The following is a 17,922-nucleotide window of genomic DNA, read 5'->3' as shown; positions in this document are numbered from 1 at the left end:
TGCGTGCGAACGCTTCCGCACGATACGGAAGGCTCGCTTCGGTGGTTTGACAGCACACGCGGTGCCAGCTGCACCGCGGCGCCGGGACGTAAACCTCTAAACGTCCCGGCACGCCTGGGTCAGGCTGCGCCGTGCGCGAGGTGCCGCAAGGGGCTGGTGGTGCCGCCTGGAGCACTGCTTGGGTCGCCGCCGGCGCTGCTGCGCTGCGCGGTTTCATCTCGTTGATGGCGCGTCTCAACGGATGGCCCGCCTGATGCGTCGTGCGATGTCGCCCGCGCTGCCGCGTCGTTGCTGTTTGTCTCGGCGGCGGCGCCGGGCGTATCCGTATCCGGCAAGCCGCCGCAGGCGCCTTGCGGACCCTCCGGCGAACCATCGGCGGCGTCGCCGAGCACGGCAGCGAAGGCGGCCAGCTGGCTGGTGTCCGGCAGCGGCGCTTTCAGCGCGGCCACCATCAGCGAGGCGAGCCGGGCGATCAGTTGCAGGTCGTTCATCGATTTGCCCTGCGAGAACTCGGTGATCAGGCTGTCGGTGTCGGTGCCGGCCAGCACGCCCGAGAGCGCGCCGATCGCGAAGTGCAGACGCCAGCCGAGTTCGTCGCGCGGCAGGTGCGGCAAGGCGCGCTGGAACGCCTCGAAGAACCGTTCGGCTACCGATGCATAGTGTCCGTTCAGGAAGTCGCGAATGAACGACGACGGATCGGTGTATGCGCGCCCGAGCAGTCGCAGGAACGCCTTGCCGCCCACCTGCGGATCGCGCGAGAGGCGCAGCGCCGGAATGAACATCGCGCCCAGCACGTGCTCGCAGGTCAGACGCGGGCCGAGCATCGTATCGAAGCGGTCGAGCAGCTTGACCCGTTCCTGGTTGAGGCGGTCGAGGCGGCGCGACAGCATCGCGTGAATCAGCGCTTCCTTGCTGCCGAAGTGATAGTTGACCGCTGCGAGATTGACCTCGGCGCGCGAGGTGATCTGACGCAACGACATGGCCTCATAACCGCATTCGATGAAAAGCGTCTCTGCGGCGTCGAGGATGCGTGACTTCGTGTCGCCGGTGTGCCGGCCTGTCGTGCGAACTGCCATTTTGCGCTCCCTATGCCGGTTGCCCGGCCGCAAACAAGCGATTCAAATGCGCATTTGAAACACGCGTTTTTTTCAGGATAAGAAGGATCAGGTTCATTGGGCAAGGTTCTCTGTGGGTGGACTCCTCTAAAAAGGCACGGCTGCGGTGCATCGAGCGCGCCGCGCGACGTGACTTCCAGCGCCGCACGCCGTTTCAGGCGCGAAATAAAAAAGGCCGTTCCAATCGAAATTGGAACGGCCTCGTCATACTGCCTGGCGTGGCGGCCTGTGGCCGCCTGTATAAGTTTCGTGCTGCTCGTGTTCGTTCGGCGGTTTGAAACCGCCGCAGGTCATTTTAAACCGCTGCGACCTCTTTGGCAGATTGTGTCATATCTATGCCACGACGTTCACGGCTAAACGGGATCAGCACGGCAATCACCACGGCGACAATACCAATCACCACCGCCATCACGAGCGCATAGTTGTTGCCGTGCTGCTCGGCGAGCCCGGCCTGCAGCGGCGCGTTGACCGAGGCGAGCAGGTTGCCGAGCTGGTACACGAGGCCGGGGAAGGTGGCGCGGATTTCATCCGGCGAGATTTCGTTCAGGTGGACCGGAATCACGCCCCACGCGCCTTGCACCGAAATCTGCATCAGGAAGGCGCCGACCGCCAGCAGCACCGGCGTGCTGGAAAACGCCCACAGCGGCAGCACCGGCAGGGCGATCAGGGCGGCGATGAAGATGGCGCGCTTGCGGCCGATTCTCTCGGAGATGAAACCGAAAAACAGTCCGCCGCAGATCGCGCCGATATTCAACACGATGGTGATCAGCGAAACGGTGTGCGCGTCGAAGTGCTGCTGCACGCGCAGGAAGGTCGGATACAGATCCTGCGAGCCGTGCGAGAAGAAATTGAACGCGGTCATCAGGATGATCGAGTACAGCGACAGGCCGATGTTCTTCTTCAGCGTGGCAAGCAACCCTGGCCTGACACGCTTTTCCAGCGTTTTGAACGCCGGCGACTCGGGCACGTGCGCACGCACGTACAGCACCAGCAGGGCGGGAAGCACGCCGACCATGAACATGCCGCGCCAGCCGATGTATTGAAACAGCACGCCGAACACGATTGAGGCGAGCAGATAGCCGCTCGGATAGCCCGCTTGCAGCAGACCGGAAACGATGCCGCGCGATTTCGCCGGCACGGTTTCCATGGTCAGCGCGCCGCCGACGCCCCATTCGCCGCCCATGGCGATGCCGAACAGCGCGCGCAGCACGAGCAGGGTGGTGAGATTGGGCGCGAAGCCCGACAGCAGTTCAATCAGCGAATAGCACGCGATGTTGACCATCAGCGTCGGACGGCGGCCGAATTTATCGGCGAGCCAGCCGAAAATGAGCGCGCCGACGGGGCGCATCATCAGGCTCAAGGTGATCCCAAACGCCACAGTCTTGACGTCAGTACCGAAATCGCTCGCAATATCTTTCAGAATGAACACCATCAGAAAGAAATCGAACGCGTCCAGTGTCCAGCCGAGATACGCCGCAATCGTGACGTTTTTCTGTTCCCGAGTCCAACTCATGTGTTTTTTCTCCAAGTCTCCGAACAACCCGCGCCTAACGGCGGGCGGCCATCCGGCGACCCGCGCGCCCCCTGGTGCGGGCTCCGAGGGAGTGTACGCCGACCATTAAGCGTCTGCATGCTTGAAATGCGCTTCTTAGTACATGTCCCTAAGCGGGGAGCGGGTTTCGGGCCGATTTGCGGCAATGTCATGCGACGTATCCATGCATGATGATCATTAGTGAAGTTGAAAAATCAATTTGCCTCATAGTTTGCTGCGTAATACGATAATGGCATCCTGAATCCGGTCCTAACTCTGGTTCCTTTTATTCATTTCAATCATGTCCGCCACGCCGACCGTCAGCGAGCCCGCGCCTCGCGAACCCAGCTCCTTCGCCGTACTCGCGGCGGTGACGGTCCTGACCGGCATCGGCGCCGGCCTGGGCGGCATGTCGCTGGCGTTGCTGCTGCACTGGATCCAGCACATCGCCTACGGCTACAGCGTGTCGCAGGTCATCAGCAACGAGACTTTTCTGCAAGGCGTGAGTGCCGCGTCGCCTGAGCGGCGTGTGCTGGTGCTGGTGGTCTGCGGGCTCGTCGCCGGGCTTGGATGGGGCGCGCTGTATCGCTTCGGGCGTCCGCTCGTCAGCATCAAGAAGGCGGTCAAGTCGAATGATCCGCGCATGCCGATTGTCAGCACGGTGGTGCATGCCGTGCTGCAGATCGTGACGGTCGCGCTCGGTTCGCCGCTGGGCCGCGAAGTGGCGCCGCGCGAGATCGGTTCGGTGTGGGCCGGCTGGCTGTCGCATCGCGCGGGGCTTTCGGTGGCCGAAAGCCGGATCATGGTGGCGTGCGGCGCGGGCGCGGGTCTGGCGGCCGTCTATAACGTCCCGCTCGGCGGCGCGGTCTTTGTGCTCGAGGTGTTACTCGGCACCTTCGGCTGGGCGGCGCTGGTGCCGGCGATTGCAACTTCGTCGATTGCCGCCGTGGTCGCGTGGCTCGGACTTGGCAACGAACATCAATACGAAGTGCAGCAACTGACGTTCGGCGCGCCGCTGGTTATCTGGGCCGTGCTGTGTGGGCCGGTCTTCGGGCTGGCGGCATGGGGCTTCACTGAACTCACCGCGCGGGCCCGCGCCGCGGCGCCGAAGGATTGGCGTCTGCCGGTTGCCGCGTTGCTCAACTTTGCCATCATCGGCGGCCTCGCCATCTACTTTCCGCAACTGCTCGGCAACGGCAAGGGGCCGGCGGGCCTCTCGTTCAATAGTGACCTGACCATTGGACTCGCGGCCACGCTGCTGGTGCTCAAGGTGCTCATCACCGCGGGCAGTCTGCGTGCCGGCGCCGAAGGCGGTCTGCTGACGCCGGGGCTGGCGAATGGCGCGTTGCTGGCCATCGTGCTGGGCGGAGTATGGAACATGATCTGGCCGGGCACGGCGTCCGGTGCGTTTGCGATTGTCGGTGCGGGCGCATTTCTCGCGGCTTCCATGCAGATGCCGATTACGGCAGTGGTGCTCTTGCTGGAATTCACGCGCGTGAGCCACGACTTCCTGATCCCGGTTCTGCTCGCGGTGGCGGGGTCGGTGTCGACCTTCAGGCTACTGGCGACCCTGCGTGCCGCAGAGGCCGTCAAACTGGCTCCGGCCACCCAGACCGCGGCCGCCCAGACCACGGCTACTCAGACCACGGCTACTCAGACCACGGCTACTCAGACCACGGCCACCCAGACCGCGGCCACCCAGACCGCGGCCACCCAGACCGCGGCGACCGGCGTCGGTACAAAGGTTTGAAGTCTCGGGGAAGTCTTGAGAATCTTTTGGACGGGGCGCTGCCAGTGCTTAGCGGGCGCTCGCATCGCTGACCAGCGGCGCGGCGCGCACGGCGTTCGGCGCACGTGCGAGCCGGCGTCGGCACCAGCTCAGGACGGGCCGCTCCATGCCGTGCCATGACAGGTACGCGAACGCGAAAATAAACGGCGCGCCAATCGCCAGCGCGGCCAGATGATTCAGTTGAGGCGCGATGCTCGCCAGCGTCTGCTGCACGATCAAGCCATATATACAGATGCCGAAGGAGTAGTCGTGGCGCGGCGCGAACCGGCGCAGCATCGGCGTCGTACCCAGCCATAGCAGCCCATACACGAAGGTCAGATAGAACAGCGGCTGCGCGCCGGCAGTGTCGCGAAACGCCAGAAACGTCATCACGAGCAGGCAGGCCGACCATCCATCCACGCGAATCCCGTCGCGCCAGCCGTACAGCACCATGCCGAGCAGGAAGAAGAACTCCGGCCAGAACGAGTAGCCGTCGGGCTTGCTCGAAAAGTCCCGCAATCCGATCCCGAAATCATGCAGGCCGTCGAAGTGCACGCGCAGGCTCCACGCGGCGACGCCTAGCAATGCGGCGCCGAGGATGCGCCAGCGGCTCGACAGCAGCCCTGCCATGCCTGCAACCAGCACCATGAAGTAGCACTCTGTCAGCGTCCACAGCGGCTGAGAGATGACATCGGGAAGCTGGCCGTGCGTGAACACGCCAGGCGACAGCCGGAACTCGTGGCGTGTGATGCTGGAGAAGTTGTCGAGGGTGGCCCAGCTCGCGCTGGAGGCGAAATAGTCGCGCAGCGGCAAGGTGGTCAATACCGGACCCACCACGAAAATGACAAGCAGCATTCCGGCCATCACCGGCGGCCAGACTCTCGCAATCCGCAGCATGACGAAGCGCCCGGCTGAGCGCTGCCGCTCGAAGCTCGCTGTCACCAGAATCCCGCTGATCAGAAAGAAGGCATAGATGCCGAGGCTGCCGGTGCTGTCGAAACCGAACGCGGCCCAGACGGGATCGGCTCGGCCATCGGGCGATTGGATGAGGAACGCGTAACCATAGACCACCGCCATGGCGCCGAATAGTCGCAGCAGGTCGAAGTTGTTTCGTTTGCGCGCGAGCGCGTGCGAAAGCGGATACATCGCAGCGTCTCCTTCAGGATGAACGGCCCACGAGGCGAGCGGTCAGGGCAGCAGGCTTTCGATAAAAACACCAGCCTGCAGGATGGGTCAGCCGAGCGCGAATGACTGTGCGCTGTCCCACGGTGAGCGTCGACGCGGAGGTAATCTGACAGAGTTAATCTAGGCTTGGGCGCGATTTGGCTGCATGTATTCAGTCAGCCGTTTAGGTGACGATTTTAGGAATTGTCGCGCCGATTCACGCTCAGCGCGAATGCATAATCATCCGCGAACGAAAAGGGGGGCATAAGCCTGTTTCGTTTGTCTTTCTCAACCATTTCTTTGAGCCTGTCCACAATGAAAACCAAGCTGATTTCCGCCGTGATTTTCGCCGGCGCTGCCATGGCATCGCAGTTCGCTGCCGCTGCTGACGGCACGATCACGTTCAACGGCACGATCACCGCACAGACCTGCACCATCAACGGCAATGGGTCGGGTTCCAACAACTTTACCGTCACGCTGCCCACGGTGTCGTCAAGCACGCTCGCCGCTGCAGGTCAAACCGCCGGCCGCACGCCGTTCAGCATCGCGCTGACGAACTGCACGCCGAATTCGGGCAACGTCCATACGTTCTTCGAAGCAGGTCCGACGGTCGACACCACCACTGGCAACCTGGTCGTTAACGCCGGCGGCGCAACCAACGTTGAAATTGGCCTGCAAAACTTCGATTTCACCAACATCACGGCTGGCGCGGCCGACGCATCGCAGAACTCGAAGTCGGTTGCCATTAACAGCGGCAAGGCAACGCTGAACTACTACGCACAATACGTTGCAACGGGCGCGGCAACAGCCGGCGCAGCGAATTCGAGCGTGATGTACACGATGTCGTATCAGTAAGTACGCGCAGAGGGTGGGTATGCGTTAGCAGGCCTCACTCTGTTCGGGGCGAAGCGGGCTTTTTCCTGCTTCGCTATCCTAATTTAATTTTGCTTAAAATTTAGACGGGGTCGCCTTGAAAAAAAGACAATTATTCAGGTCCATCATTGCTACGGCATGTGTGGCGTTTGGACTTGCAGGGGCGATTCACGCGCAGGCATCGGTGGTTATCGCGGGTACACGGGTGGTCTATAACGCGAAAGATTCCGAAGAAACAATCAAGCTGTCGAACGAAGGTAAATCTCCGGCACTGGTACAGGCCTGGATCGACGCGGGCGACTCAAAAATTGCACCCTCGGCGGCCGAGGTACCTTTCGTCGTGACTCCCCCTATTTCACGTATTGACCCGGCCAAAGGGCAAACGTTGCGAGTGGTCTATACCGGCGAGCCATTGCCGCAAGACAAGGAATCGGTGTTCTGGCTCAATGTGCTGGAAGTGCCGCCCAAGCCCGGCCCGGACGAGGCAGACGCGAACAAACTTCAGTTGGCGTTCCGTTCGAGAATCAAATTGTTCTTCCGTCCCACTGGCCTGAAGGGTCTGGCGGAGGAGGCGCCTGCACAGATCGGTTGGCGCCTGACGCAGGCAGGAAACCAACTGGCAATTGAAGCGAACAATCCTACGCCGTTCCACGTGTCATTCACTGCGATAGAAGTCAGTGCGGCTGGCAAGACGGCCGGGTTCGACGACGGCGGCATGGTGGGGCCGGGTGAAACCAAAGCCTTTCCGCTGAAAGGCGAAGTGGCTGGAGCCGTTGATGCCAAGGTGCATTACCACGCATTGAACGACTTTGGCGGCCCGATCGATGGCGACGCGGCATTGACGCAAGGCTCTGCGCAACTAGCGAAGACGCAGTCCGCTACAGAAAGCACAACCGAGGTGCTGCCGGCTCAAGGTGCCGGCGAGTCGGTTAAATGACTCGCTCGTCATAGCGAATAGCGCGCCGCTGCGGCGTGCCCGGCTTCCCGGTAATCGCTTTAGAAAACGAACGCTTATGCCGCATTTGACGGCAGGGGCGACTTTGTCCAGAAATTTGGCTGTGGTAGTACGATGCAAAGTAAAAATCACGCTTTTCCTCTGTCCTTTCGCCTGCGTCCCCTTGGTTCCGTTGCCTTGCTGCTCGTCACAGGCACGAACGCGCTCGCAGCCGGCGCCAGCGGCGCTACTCAAACGGCGCAGGTCGAATTCAATGATTTGTTCCTGCAGCGTCCGGGTGAAGCTCCGGTCGACGTTAGCCGCTTCGAAAAAGGTAACCTGGCCGCTCCGGGCGAGTATCGGGCCGACCTGTATGTCAACCAGGGCTGGCTGGGCCGCGCGGAGATAACCCTTAAGCAGGTTGGCTCAGATGTCAACAACGTGCAGCCGTGCTTTAACCGCGCACTGCTCGAACGTATTGGCGTGGACCTGTCGAAGCTCTCGGTGCAGGCCACTGACCAGATTACGCAGGCCGGCGCCTGCGTGCCGCTGCCTGACCTCGTGCCGGACGCAATTGCTTCGTTCGACAACGGCGAGCAGCGTGTCGATATCAGCGTGCCGCAGGCCTCGATGAACCGTCAGGCGCGCGGCTACGTGGATCCGCGCTATTGGGATGAAGGCGTGCCCGCTGCGCTGCTTCAATACAATGCGAACGTCTATCAGGCGCAGGCGCAGGGAGTCTCTTCCACGCAAGGGTACGTGGGATTGACCGCCGGGCTGAATCTGGGTCCGTGGCGTTTCCGTCACAACGGCAATCTGACATCCGGAACCGACGCCGGCACGCATTACCAGGATGTCCAGACCGAATTGCAGCGCTCAATTGTCCCGCTCAAGAGCCAACTGACGATCGGCGACGGATTCACTGACGGCACGGTATTCGACAGCTATGGTTTCCGGGGCGTGCAGTTGGCCACGGACGACATGATGTATCCGGAATCGCAGCGCGGCTATGCGCCTACGATTCACGGCATTGCGAACAGCAATGCGCTGGTGCAGGTCAGCCAGAACGGCAATATCATTTACGAAACCAACGTCGCGCCGGGGCCGTTTGTCATTAACGACCTCTACCCGACGGGTTACGGCGGCAATCTGACCGTGACCGTTACCGAAGCTGACGGTAGCAAGCACGTCTCTCAGGTGCCTTACGCACCTGCGGTGAACGCGCTGCGACCGGGCATCACGCGCTATAGCCTCACCGCGGGCCAGTATCGTGACCAGCTTGTGCATGCCCACCCGATGCTGTTTCAGGGCACGGTGCAGCACGGTTTCACAAACGCAATTACCGGCTACGCCGGTTTTGTTGCGGCCGACGGATACGTGGCCGAATTGCTGGGCTCAGCCCTGACCACGGATTTCGGCGCGTTTGCGCTTGACATCACACAGGCCAATACGAATCTGCCCAACGCGTCAAGCCGCAGCGGTCAGAGCTTGAGGCTCGCCTACAGCAAGTTGATCGCGCCGACGGACACCAACGTGACCGTCGCCGCATATCGCTATTCGAGCAGCGGCTATCTGGGCCTGGCCGACGCGATGCGATTGCGCGACGTGAGCTCGCGCGGCCTGAACGAGTTCATGATCAACAACGTGCAGCGCAGCCAGTTACAGATAACGGTGAACCAGACCCTGCCGAGCGGATGGGGGTCGTTTTATCTGTCGGGGTCGACGCAGGACTACTGGAACGCCACCGGCCGCACCACTCAATTCCAGGCTGGCTATAACAATAACTTCAAGCGGATTAACTATGGCATTTCGGCGGCGCGGCAGCAGGACCTGACCACGGCGAAATGGGACAACACCGTCATGTTGACGGTCTCCGTCCCGCTGGGCAACGCCGTCCATTCGCCGTATTCGTCCACGAGTCTGCAGCACGATTCCAGGGGCGCGACGACGGCGCAGGAATCGCTCACTGGATCGTTGGGCGTCGACAATGCATTCACGTATGGGCTGAACGTAAGCAACAGCGGCGGCGGTGCGGGTGGTTCCGTAACCAGCGCGGGCGGTAACGCCGCATACATATCGCCGGTGGCAACAATCACGGGCAGTGCTTCGACAACTAACAATAACGCGCAGTATGGCGCGGGTCTGTCGGGTGGCATCGTGGCATACGGTGGAGGGGTCGCATTTACACCTTCGATGGGCGAGACCATTGCGATTGTCGAAGCGAAAGATGCGGGCGGCGCACGCGTGGCGAACGCCAGCGGCCTGCGGGTCGATCCGTGGGGTCACGCAATCGTGTCGAACCTCACGCCGTTCTCGGACAACGAGGTCGAGATCGACCCGAAGGGCTTGCCGATCAGCGTGGAACTGAAGGAGAGCGCGCAACATACCGCGCCGACGGCGGGTGCGGTTGTGTGGCTCAAGTTCGAAACCGAGGGCGGTGGCCGCTCTGTGATCATGCGGGCGAAGATGGCAGACGGCTCGCCGGTGCCGTTTGGCGCTCAGGTGACCGATGCGTCTGGGCAGGAAGTCGGCACCGTGGCGCAAACCGGCCGCATTGTCATTCATGGGCTCAAGAGCGATGCCGGCAGCTTCAATGTCAAGTGGGGCGACGCCGGGAATCAGCAGTGCAAGTTGTCCTATGCATTGCCTGCGGCGGCAGATAGCAAGACCGTTACCTGGACGGTGGTCGATTCGATGTGCGGGAATTGATTGAGGCGGCCGGCCGCCTGAGGTCTGCTCGAGAAAGGTGGGTAACGGCAAGGCCGTGCGTTATTGCTCCAATAATGGCCAGAGTAAATGATGCACGGCCAGTCAACGAATGAAGGGATGAATCAAATGCGTATAACCAAATATATTGTACTGCTTGCTTTGTTTGCGCTTGGCAAAACAGCACTTGCATGCACGGCTGGAACGCCAATAGTAACAACCGTTAATTTGCCCGCAACCTTAACGGTTGCGCGGGATTCGGCAACTGGCAGCATTCTTTACGACTCAGGGTGGACGGGAGGGAGCGCAAGAGGGTCGACCTATTGCAGCGGTGGTGAAATTTGGACCTATGGCTACGTGTCTCCAATGATTGCAACCGGCATTGCTCACGTGTATCAAACCGGAGTGCCCGGCGTAGGCATCAAAGCAGTCTGGTCAAACAATCCAAATTACTTGCCGTCAGACATTAATACAGTTAACCCCAGCATGGGAACCATGTGGATGGAGTGGCCAAGAACCAATGGCGGCGCGCTTTCAGCCGTCCAATATATTCCGGGCGCCCAATATCGTATTCAGTTTATCAAGACTGGAACGCTTGGCTCCGGAACAATGACCCTCCCGAACCCGACTGTGAATTCAATGTATGGATCGTCTCAAATGACTTCCACAACATTTACTAATTCATCAATTAACGTTCAGGTATCGGGTTGTACAGTAACGCAAAATAATATTACAGTTTTGTTGAATAAGATAAAAACGTCGGATTTGTCTGCTATTGGCTCGACAGTCGCTCCTTCAGCGTTTAATATTCCTTTGACGTGTGATCCCGGCATCAATGTCGCATACGAGATTGATGGAACGCCCGATGCGTCAAATGCCCCTGGTGTGCTGGCCAATCAAACGGGTTCAGGTATGGCCACAGGGGTTGGCGTCCAGGTATTGCAGGGATCGAATCCCATTACTTTGGGTACACTTTCCGCGATATACATCACCACAACCACTAGCGCCCAGCAAGTCAATATACCTATGACTGCGCGATACTATAAAAGCAATGCAACCGTGACAGCCGGAAACGTAAGCTCAACTGCAACGTTTACAATGAATTATCAATAGTAGCATTACATATAATCAATGAACCGCCCCGGGGCGGTTCAGTTTGCCCGATGGCTCGCATGCGTGGCAAACCAATGTTCCAGGCATCGGTATTCGCATCACCGGTACAACAAACACAAATGGTGTTCAACTAACGTATCTCACCAGCGGTCAGTAGGACGCGTATTACTCAACCTATTCGAGTAACTTCAGTGCGATAACCTTTGCCGTGAAATACGATCTGGTCGTTACCGGGACCGTGGGTGCGGGCTCCCTGGCAGGCGGCACGATATGGCAAAGTATCTGGCACGACATTGGATATAACGTCTCGGGGAATATGACGGGAACACCGGTCTCAGCAGGAACGAGGGTCATCAGGCCAGTAGTGCCGGGTTGCACGGTGGATAGTGCCTCGGCCAATCAAACCATCGGTCTGGGTAGCTATCAATCCGCGAAAACCTTTACCGGAATTGGCGCTACCAGCCCTTCGAAGCCCGTCTCGGTTCTCCTTCATAACTGCAACGGTGCGCAAATCAGCATTAACCTGCAGCCGACGAGCAATGTCGTCTCCGCGACCAACGGCACCTTTGCATTGACGAGCGGCGGAGCAACGGGCGTTGCCATTCAAATGCTCAATGCGGCCGGCACGGCTCCTTTTCCACTGAATCAGGCCGTGGCTATGGGTGCAGCGGGTCCGCCAACAGCGGTTGCAGATTTCACGGTTGGAATGATGGCCCGGTATGTTCAGACGGCGGTCGCTGTAACGCCGGGCGCCGCCAACGGAGCGCTTCAATTCGTGATGAGTTATCAGTAGGCGGCAGGGTTTGATTGGTACAAAAAACTGAAGCAGGACTATTCCTGCTTCAGTTTGATGCTGCACATCACGTCAGCGTGGAGACGCCAGATGTGTCGTAGCGCGGTTTACGCGGCCTGCGTCCGACTCAAAGATAGCTGACCACGACCACCATGTTCTGTGAACCTTTCTTGTCCGGAACAGGAAGCGTGGATATGCCATAGCTATGCCCATGCGAAGCCAGTTGTTGAGCATGCCCATTTTGAAGATCAACGATTGCAGCGGTGAAACCTGCCGGTCGCGCGCAATTGACAACTAGATGTCCAGCGCCGCTGGAAGGCAATGCAGCACCCGTCGACATGTCACCCGCGGCCACTGAACATGCGGGGTCAACAATTGCTCCGGAAAACTGAATTATTCCGGACTGCGCGTGCGCATGTGTTGCGACAAGCGCTGTGGCCAAAGCCACGCCGAAGATATTGGCGAAACGCATAGGACTCTCCGAAAACCACGACTTACTTTTATCAACCGGGGACCGGTGCGGCCCCGGTGCGCCGCTCGTCCATTGCCACCAGACGAGTATCCGTTTCGTTAGACGATTGGCTTAAATTTAAGATGGCTATCCCATTAATGCAAGTGGAATGAAAGGGCGGCATGTACTTAGGGGGGAACCATGAGGTTCGAAGCGGGAGCCTTGCTGATTCACCGCACCAAAAGTGGCGGCGTGACACTTGATCGTTGCAAAAACTGATCGACCTGCCAGGCCACTTCACGGATAGATCTTTGAAGTGGCCGCCGCCATGTGCACGCTCACAACGTCCAAATGCGCGTGATGGCTGAATCCATGATCTGCGAGCGGCCGCCACCCACGACAAAGTTGATGGGTTGGCTGGCCGTCGCTTCGTCATGGCACTGCGTTTCACTCGCATGTCGATCGGTGCCGATCTGGCCGAGCCCTGAGTTCGCCGCGTCTGACGGGTGAGGGAGCCGGCATAGGCGTCAGGGACGCCGACGTTTTGAAAAAGGCGAATAAAAGAAGGGGCGGCACGATAAACAATGGACGCACGATCTGAATAAAAATCAGAATTTTCCTGTTTATTATCGAGAATTTACCATTCTCTGAGATCTCTTTTTTATGTCTTTCATTGAAAATGAAATTTTGACAGGTGAATTTGTCAAAAAATTGACAAATTTTGCGCGATGAATTTGCGCGAATCTTGTCTTAAAAATTCCCGTTCCTGTGACCTAATTTTTCAAATTTCTCAGGCTGAAATACGCAAATTTTTACGTCATCCGTGCCCTGCCATATCGCGTGAAACCCCGTCCGCAAGGCGTTTCGGCAGCATACTGCGATCCAGTGAGAAATGAAAAAATGTCACCAAAATAATCTTTTTTTAGGAGTGCTCCTATTATCCCGGAAAAGACCGATGGATATAGTTCATTTGCTGAGCCGATGGAGCTAGTGAGATAGTCAGGCAGTTCTATTCGAACGATCACGCTTTTTCATTCCTTCGGCATCCAACTGATCCGCGTAAATCCCAATGAGGGGCATTTTTCGCTGAGCAGAACTCGTTATCAGTCTTTTTTAATGATGGGATGAAACTGTGAACAAGTCGTACAAAACCGTTTGGAATGAAACTACTGGCACCTATGTCGCCGCATCGGAAGTAGCGAAGAGCCGCGGGAAGGCGAGCAAGAACAAGAAGGTGCTGGCGCTTGCCATGCTGGCAATGAGCGCGGGTGTATCGGTTGATGCCTTGGCTGCGGGTAATGGAACGATGATCGGTGGTTGTACTAACACCAACAATGGCGGTAGCGCTGCAAGCAGCGGTATTGCAATCGACGGCGCCTCCACCGGCTACTGTGCCAATGCCACAGGGGTAAGCGCAGTGGCGATCGGATCCTCTTCCGTCGCTGGCGGCGCGGGCACGGGTACTGACATCAGTGGTGGGGCGGCCGGCGACTGGGACCAAACCGCATTCGGTGTCCGGACCAGTGCAACCGCACGCTCCGCGACGGCGGTGGGCAGCGACGCAGCGGCCAGCGGAATCGCTGCGGCTGCGATAGGGTACAAGGCCTCAGCGTCCGGCAATTCGTCCGTTTCCCTGGGTGACACTTCTGCTGCGTCTGGACTGGCGAGTGTCGCAATGGGTGCCCTGGCCAATGCCCAGGCCGCCAATGCTGCGGCGGTGGGCCGCTCGGCGCTTGCCAGCGGAGCAAATTCAACCGCGTTGGGCACCAGCTCTACCGCATCCGCTGCGAATTCGATCGCAATTGGTGGTACGGCGACGGCAGCGAACTCGGTAGCACTGGGTGTGAGCTCGACGACCACGGCCAACCTGAGCGCCTCGGCGTACAACCCGGGCACGGGTACCTTGGCAGGCGCGACGGCAGCCGGCGAAGTGTCGGTGGGTTCGTCAACTGCACAACGTCGCATCACCAACGTGGCAGCCGGTGCAGCAGGCACGGATGCGGTGAACGTGAGCCAGTTGCAATCGGCGGTGGCAGCCGGCACGGGCAATAGCGTAACGTATGACGATTCGGACCATAGCACCGTGACGCTGGGCGGCAAGGGCTCGACGACACCGGTGAAGATGCACAACGTGGCCGACGGTACGCTGGCAGCAGGCAGCACGGACGCGGTGAACGGTGAGCAGCTGTACCAGACGAACCAGAACGTGGCGAACGTCGCGGGTAACGTGACGAATCTCACGAACACCGTGAACAACATCACCAACGGTGGCGGGATCAAGTATTTCCATACGAACTCGACGCTGGCGGATTCGTCGGCAACGGGTACGGACGCGGTGGCGATTGGCGGCAATGCCAAGGCCACGGCGAACAACTCGGTGGCACTGGGTTCGAACTCCACGACCACGGCCAACCTGTCGGCTCCTGGCTATAACCCGGGCAGCAGCACGCTGTCGGGCACGGCTTCTGCCGCAAACGGCGAAGTGTCGGTAGGCTCGGCAGGCAAGGAACGTCGCCTGACGAACGTGGCAGCCGGTGCGGCGGCAACGGACGCGGTGAACGTGAGCCAGTTGATGTCGGAAGACGCGAAGATCAACGCAGCGGGCGCGGACGCAGCTTCGTCGCTGGGCGGTGGTTCGACCTACAACAAGACGACGGGCGCGATCACGAATACTTGACGCCGCCACCGTTGTAAATATTGTTGACTTCGTTCGAGACGTTGGTCACGCGGTCGTCGAGGTTCGTCAGCGCGCCACCTACGTTGTTGTAGGTATCACCACCAATGTTGTACGTCGGGTTCGTGATCGTGCCATCGCTATTCACCGTCGAGCCACCGCCCAGCGCATCCGCCGTGCTTTGTGCCGCGTTGTACAGCTCTTCGCCGTTCACAGCGTCAGTGCTGCCTGCCGCAACCACACCGTCCGCCACGTTATGCAGTTTCACCGGTGTCGTCGAACCCTCGCCGCCCAGCGTAATGCTGGTATGGGTCGAATCGTCGTAAGTTACTGCGTTGGCCACGCTAGCTGCCACCGTTGCCTGCAACTGGCTCACGTTCACCGCATCCGTGCCTGCCGAACCGGCGGCCACGTTGGTGATGCGGCGTTCCGCACCTGCCGAACCCACCGACACTTCGCCCACTGCCGTCGCGCCGTCCAGGATCGTCGAACCCGGGTTGTACGCCGCCGCGCTCAGGTTGGCCGTGGTCGTCGAGTTCGAACCCAGCGCCACCGAGTTCGCTGCCGTTGCCTGAGCATTGCCACCAATTGCCACCGCGTCCGTACCCGTTGCCGATGAGTCAACCAACGTCGAGTTCGTATGGAAGTACTTGATCCCGCCACCGTTCGTGATGTTCGTCACTTCGTTCGTGACGTTCGTCACGCGGCCGTCCAGGTTCGTCAACGCACCGCCCACGTTGTTGTACGTGTTGCCGCCGATGTTGTACGTCGGGTTCGTGATCGCGCCCGTCGTCTTGTTGTAGGTCGAACCACCGCCCAGCGACGAAGCTGCGTCCGCGCCCGCTGCGTTGATCTTCGCGTCTTCCGACATCAACTGGCTCACGTTCACCGCGTCCGTGGGTGCCGCACCGGCCGCCACGTTCGTGATGCGGCGCTCGGCGCCTGCCGAGCCTACCGACACTTCGCCGTTTGCGGCAGAAGCCGTGCCCGACAGCGTGCTGCTGCCCGGGTTATAGCCAGGAGCCGACAGGTTGGCCGTGGTCGTGGAATTCGAACCCAGTGCCACCGAGTTGTTCGCCGTGGCCTTGGCGTTGCCACCAATTGCCACCGCGTCCGTACCCGTTGCCGACGAATCAGCCAGCGTCGAGTTCGTGTGGAAGTACTTGATGCCACCACCGTTGGTGATGTTGTTCACCGTATTGTTGATGTTGGTGACGTTGCCTGCAATGTTCGCCACGTTCTGGTTCGTCTGGTACAGCTGCTCACCGTTCACCGCGTCCGTGCTGCCTGCTGCCAGCGTACCGTCGGCCACGTTGTGCAGCTTCACCGGTGTCGTCGAGCCCTTGCCGCCCAGCGTCACGGTGCTATGGGTCGAATCGTCGTACTGCACGCCGTTGGCTGTGCTGTTCGCCACCGCCGACTGCAACTGGCTCACCCGTCGCGCTCGCAACGGAATCACCGCCGATAGCATTGCTATTGTTCCCTGTCGCCTGGGCATTCAAACCGAATGCGTCAGCCGAAGTCGCGCTTGCCACCGCGGAGGGGCCTACTGCGATTGCGTTAGTACCGGTAGCCGACGAATCCGCTGCGGTCGAGTTCGCGTGGAAGTACTTGATGCCACCACCGTTGGTGATGTTGTTCAAGACATTCGTGACATTCGTCACGCGGTCGTCCAGGTTCGTCAGCGCACCGCCCACGTTGTTGTACGTGTTGCCGCCGATGTTGTACGTCGGGTTTCCACACCAACTCGACGCTGGCTGATTCGTCGGCATTGGGTATGGATTCGGTGGCGATTGGCGGCAACGCTCAGGCGCTGGCCGACAACTCGGTGGCGTTGGGTTCCGGTTCGGTAGCGGATCGTGCGAACACCGTTTCGGTTGGCGCTGCAGGGCAGGAGCGTCAGATCACGAACGTCGCGGCGGGTACGGCGGACACGGATGCGGTCAACGTATCGCAGTTGAAGCAGGCTGGCATCATCAACCCGAACGGCACCACCAACACGGCCGTGACCTATGACAACAACGCGGACGGAACGACGAACTACAACAGCATCACGTTGGGTGGCGGCGCTGCGGGCGGTACGGTCATTCACAACGTCGCAAACGGCGCGGTGGATTCGGATGCGGTGAACCTTGGTCAGTTGAACGATGCGCTCAATCAGGTCAACAACGACATTTCGAACAGCGTCAACCCGTTCGTGAGCGTCAATGGTGACCGCGATACGCAGGCGGCGAGCGCAACCGGTACGCAGGCTGCGGCAGTGGGTGCAAGCGCGGTGGCGACGGGTAACAACTCCACGGCACTGGGCTCGAACAGCCAGGCTACAGCGGATAACTCCGTCGCGTTGGGTGCCGGTTCGGTGGCGGATCGTGCGAACTCGGTCTCTGTTGGTACGGTCGGCGGTGAACGCCAGATCACCAACGTGGCGGCGGGTACGCAGGGTACGGACGCGGTCAACCTCGACCAGTTGAATGCAGCCGCTTCTTCGGCAACGACTGCGGCCAACGGCTACACGGATCAGAAGTTCAATCAGGCAAGCCAGGCGATTAACGACCTCGACCAGAGCACCCGCAAGGGTATTGCTGCGGCGTCCGCGTTGCAGATCGTGACGCCGTATCTGCCGGGTCGCACGACGCTTAACGCTGGCGTCGCGGGATACCGCGGCACGGCAGCGGTGGGTGTCGGCGTGTCGCGCTGGAACCAGAAGGGCACGGTCAACTACAACCTTGGCGTGTCCACCGCTGGCGGCAACAGCACGATCGTCCGCGCCGGTATTGGCATCGTTTTCGGTGACTAATCA

13 protein-coding genes and 1 pseudogene are annotated in these 17,922 nt (G+C 59.8%); 8 read left to right on the top strand and 6 right to left on the bottom strand.

What is annotated here, in order from left to right:
* Positions 1 to 119: 119 nt before the first annotated feature.
* The gene (locus FQ755_RS11045) at positions 120 to 1,076 is read right to left on the bottom strand and encodes a TetR/AcrR family transcriptional regulator (RefSeq protein WP_260858493.1); all 957 of its coding nucleotides are present in this window, start codon (positions 1,074 to 1,076) and stop codon (positions 120 to 122) included.
* A 334-nt stretch (positions 1,077 to 1,410) separates the two neighbouring features.
* A complete protein-coding gene (locus tag FQ755_RS11040) occupies positions 1,411 to 2,628 on the bottom strand; it encodes an MFS transporter (RefSeq protein WP_144153979.1) in 1,218 nt (405 codons plus the stop codon).
* A 319-nt stretch (positions 2,629 to 2,947) separates the two neighbouring features.
* On the opposite strand from FQ755_RS11040, the gene FQ755_RS11035 reads away from it, so the two are divergent.
* On the top strand, positions 2,948 to 4,396 hold the full coding sequence (locus FQ755_RS11035) for a chloride channel protein (protein WP_144153977.1): 1,449 nt from the start codon (positions 2,948 to 2,950) through the stop codon (positions 4,394 to 4,396).
* A 48-nt stretch (positions 4,397 to 4,444) separates the two neighbouring features.
* Here the strand turns inward: FQ755_RS11035 and FQ755_RS11030 are convergent, their stop codons facing one another.
* A complete protein-coding gene (locus FQ755_RS11030; RefSeq protein ID WP_144153975.1) occupies positions 4,445 to 5,560 on the bottom strand; it encodes an acyltransferase family protein in 1,116 nt (371 codons plus the stop codon).
* 333 nt (positions 5,561 to 5,893) lie between these two features.
* Here FQ755_RS11030 and FQ755_RS11025 point away from each other — a divergent pair, with 333 nt between their 5' ends.
* From FQ755_RS11025 to FQ755_RS11005, 5 genes are all read left to right on the top strand, one after another.
* Positions 5,894 to 6,433, top strand: a complete 540-nt coding sequence (locus FQ755_RS11025; RefSeq protein WP_144153973.1) for a fimbrial protein — start codon at positions 5,894 to 5,896, stop codon at positions 6,431 to 6,433.
* Positions 6,434 to 6,548: 115 nt separating this feature from the next.
* Positions 6,549 to 7,388 (top strand): fimbria/pilus periplasmic chaperone, encoded by an 840-nt coding sequence (locus tag FQ755_RS11020; protein WP_144153971.1) that lies wholly within the window; start codon positions 6,549 to 6,551, stop codon positions 7,386 to 7,388.
* 132 nt (positions 7,389 to 7,520) lie between these two features.
* Positions 7,521 to 10,094, top strand: a complete 2,574-nt coding sequence (locus tag FQ755_RS11015; protein WP_144153969.1) for a fimbria/pilus outer membrane usher protein — start codon at positions 7,521 to 7,523, stop codon at positions 10,092 to 10,094.
* A gap of 117 nt (positions 10,095 to 10,211) precedes the next feature.
* Complete coding sequence (locus FQ755_RS11010) at positions 10,212 to 11,204, top strand: fimbrial protein (RefSeq protein ID WP_186308485.1); 993 nt, start codon at positions 10,212 to 10,214, stop codon at positions 11,202 to 11,204.
* A gap of 208 nt (positions 11,205 to 11,412) precedes the next feature.
* Positions 11,413 to 11,997, top strand: coding sequence for a fimbrial protein (locus FQ755_RS11005; protein ID WP_144153965.1), 585 nt, complete (start codon positions 11,413 to 11,415; stop codon positions 11,995 to 11,997).
* Positions 11,998 to 12,124: 127 nt separating this feature from the next.
* On the opposite strand, the gene FQ755_RS11000 is transcribed toward FQ755_RS11005, so the two are convergent.
* Positions 12,125 to 12,469, bottom strand: coding sequence for a type 1 fimbrial protein (locus FQ755_RS11000; protein WP_144153963.1), 345 nt, complete (start codon positions 12,467 to 12,469; stop codon positions 12,125 to 12,127).
* Between the two features lie 1,111 nt (positions 12,470 to 13,580).
* On the opposite strand from FQ755_RS11000, the gene FQ755_RS10995 reads away from it, so the two are divergent.
* The gene (locus FQ755_RS10995; RefSeq protein WP_144153961.1) at positions 13,581 to 15,125 is read left to right on the top strand and encodes an ESPR-type extended signal peptide-containing protein; all 1,545 of its coding nucleotides are present in this window, start codon (positions 13,581 to 13,583) and stop codon (positions 15,123 to 15,125) included.
* Here the strand turns inward: FQ755_RS10995 and FQ755_RS10990 are convergent.
* Both FQ755_RS10990 and FQ755_RS38085 read right to left on the bottom strand, forming a co-directional pair.
* Positions 15,112 to 16,557, bottom strand: a complete 1,446-nt coding sequence (locus FQ755_RS10990; RefSeq protein WP_260858492.1) for a YadA family autotransporter adhesin — start codon at positions 16,555 to 16,557, stop codon at positions 15,112 to 15,114. The two genes, FQ755_RS10995 and FQ755_RS10990, sit on opposite strands and share 14 nt — an antisense overlap.
* Positions 16,487 to 16,894, bottom strand: a complete 408-nt coding sequence (locus tag FQ755_RS38085) for a hypothetical protein (protein WP_260858491.1) — start codon at positions 16,892 to 16,894, stop codon at positions 16,487 to 16,489. The genes FQ755_RS10990 and FQ755_RS38085 overlap by 71 nt, the downstream gene beginning before the upstream one ends.
* On the opposite strand from FQ755_RS38085, the pseudogene FQ755_RS10985 reads away from it, so the two are divergent.
* Positions 16,858 to 17,919, top strand: a pseudogene (locus FQ755_RS10985) (YadA family autotransporter adhesin); the annotation flags it as partial. The gene FQ755_RS38085 and the pseudogene FQ755_RS10985 overlap by 37 nt on opposite strands.
* Between the last annotated feature and the right edge of the window lie 3 nt (positions 17,920 to 17,922).

It is taken from the genome of Paraburkholderia sp. BCC1885 (assembly GCF_900996235.1).
In the GTDB taxonomy this organism is placed as follows: domain Bacteria; phylum Pseudomonadota; class Gammaproteobacteria; order Burkholderiales; family Burkholderiaceae; genus Paraburkholderia.
The sequence above is the reverse complement of the archived record's forward strand: the minus strand, read 5'-3'. Positions and strand labels throughout refer to the sequence as shown.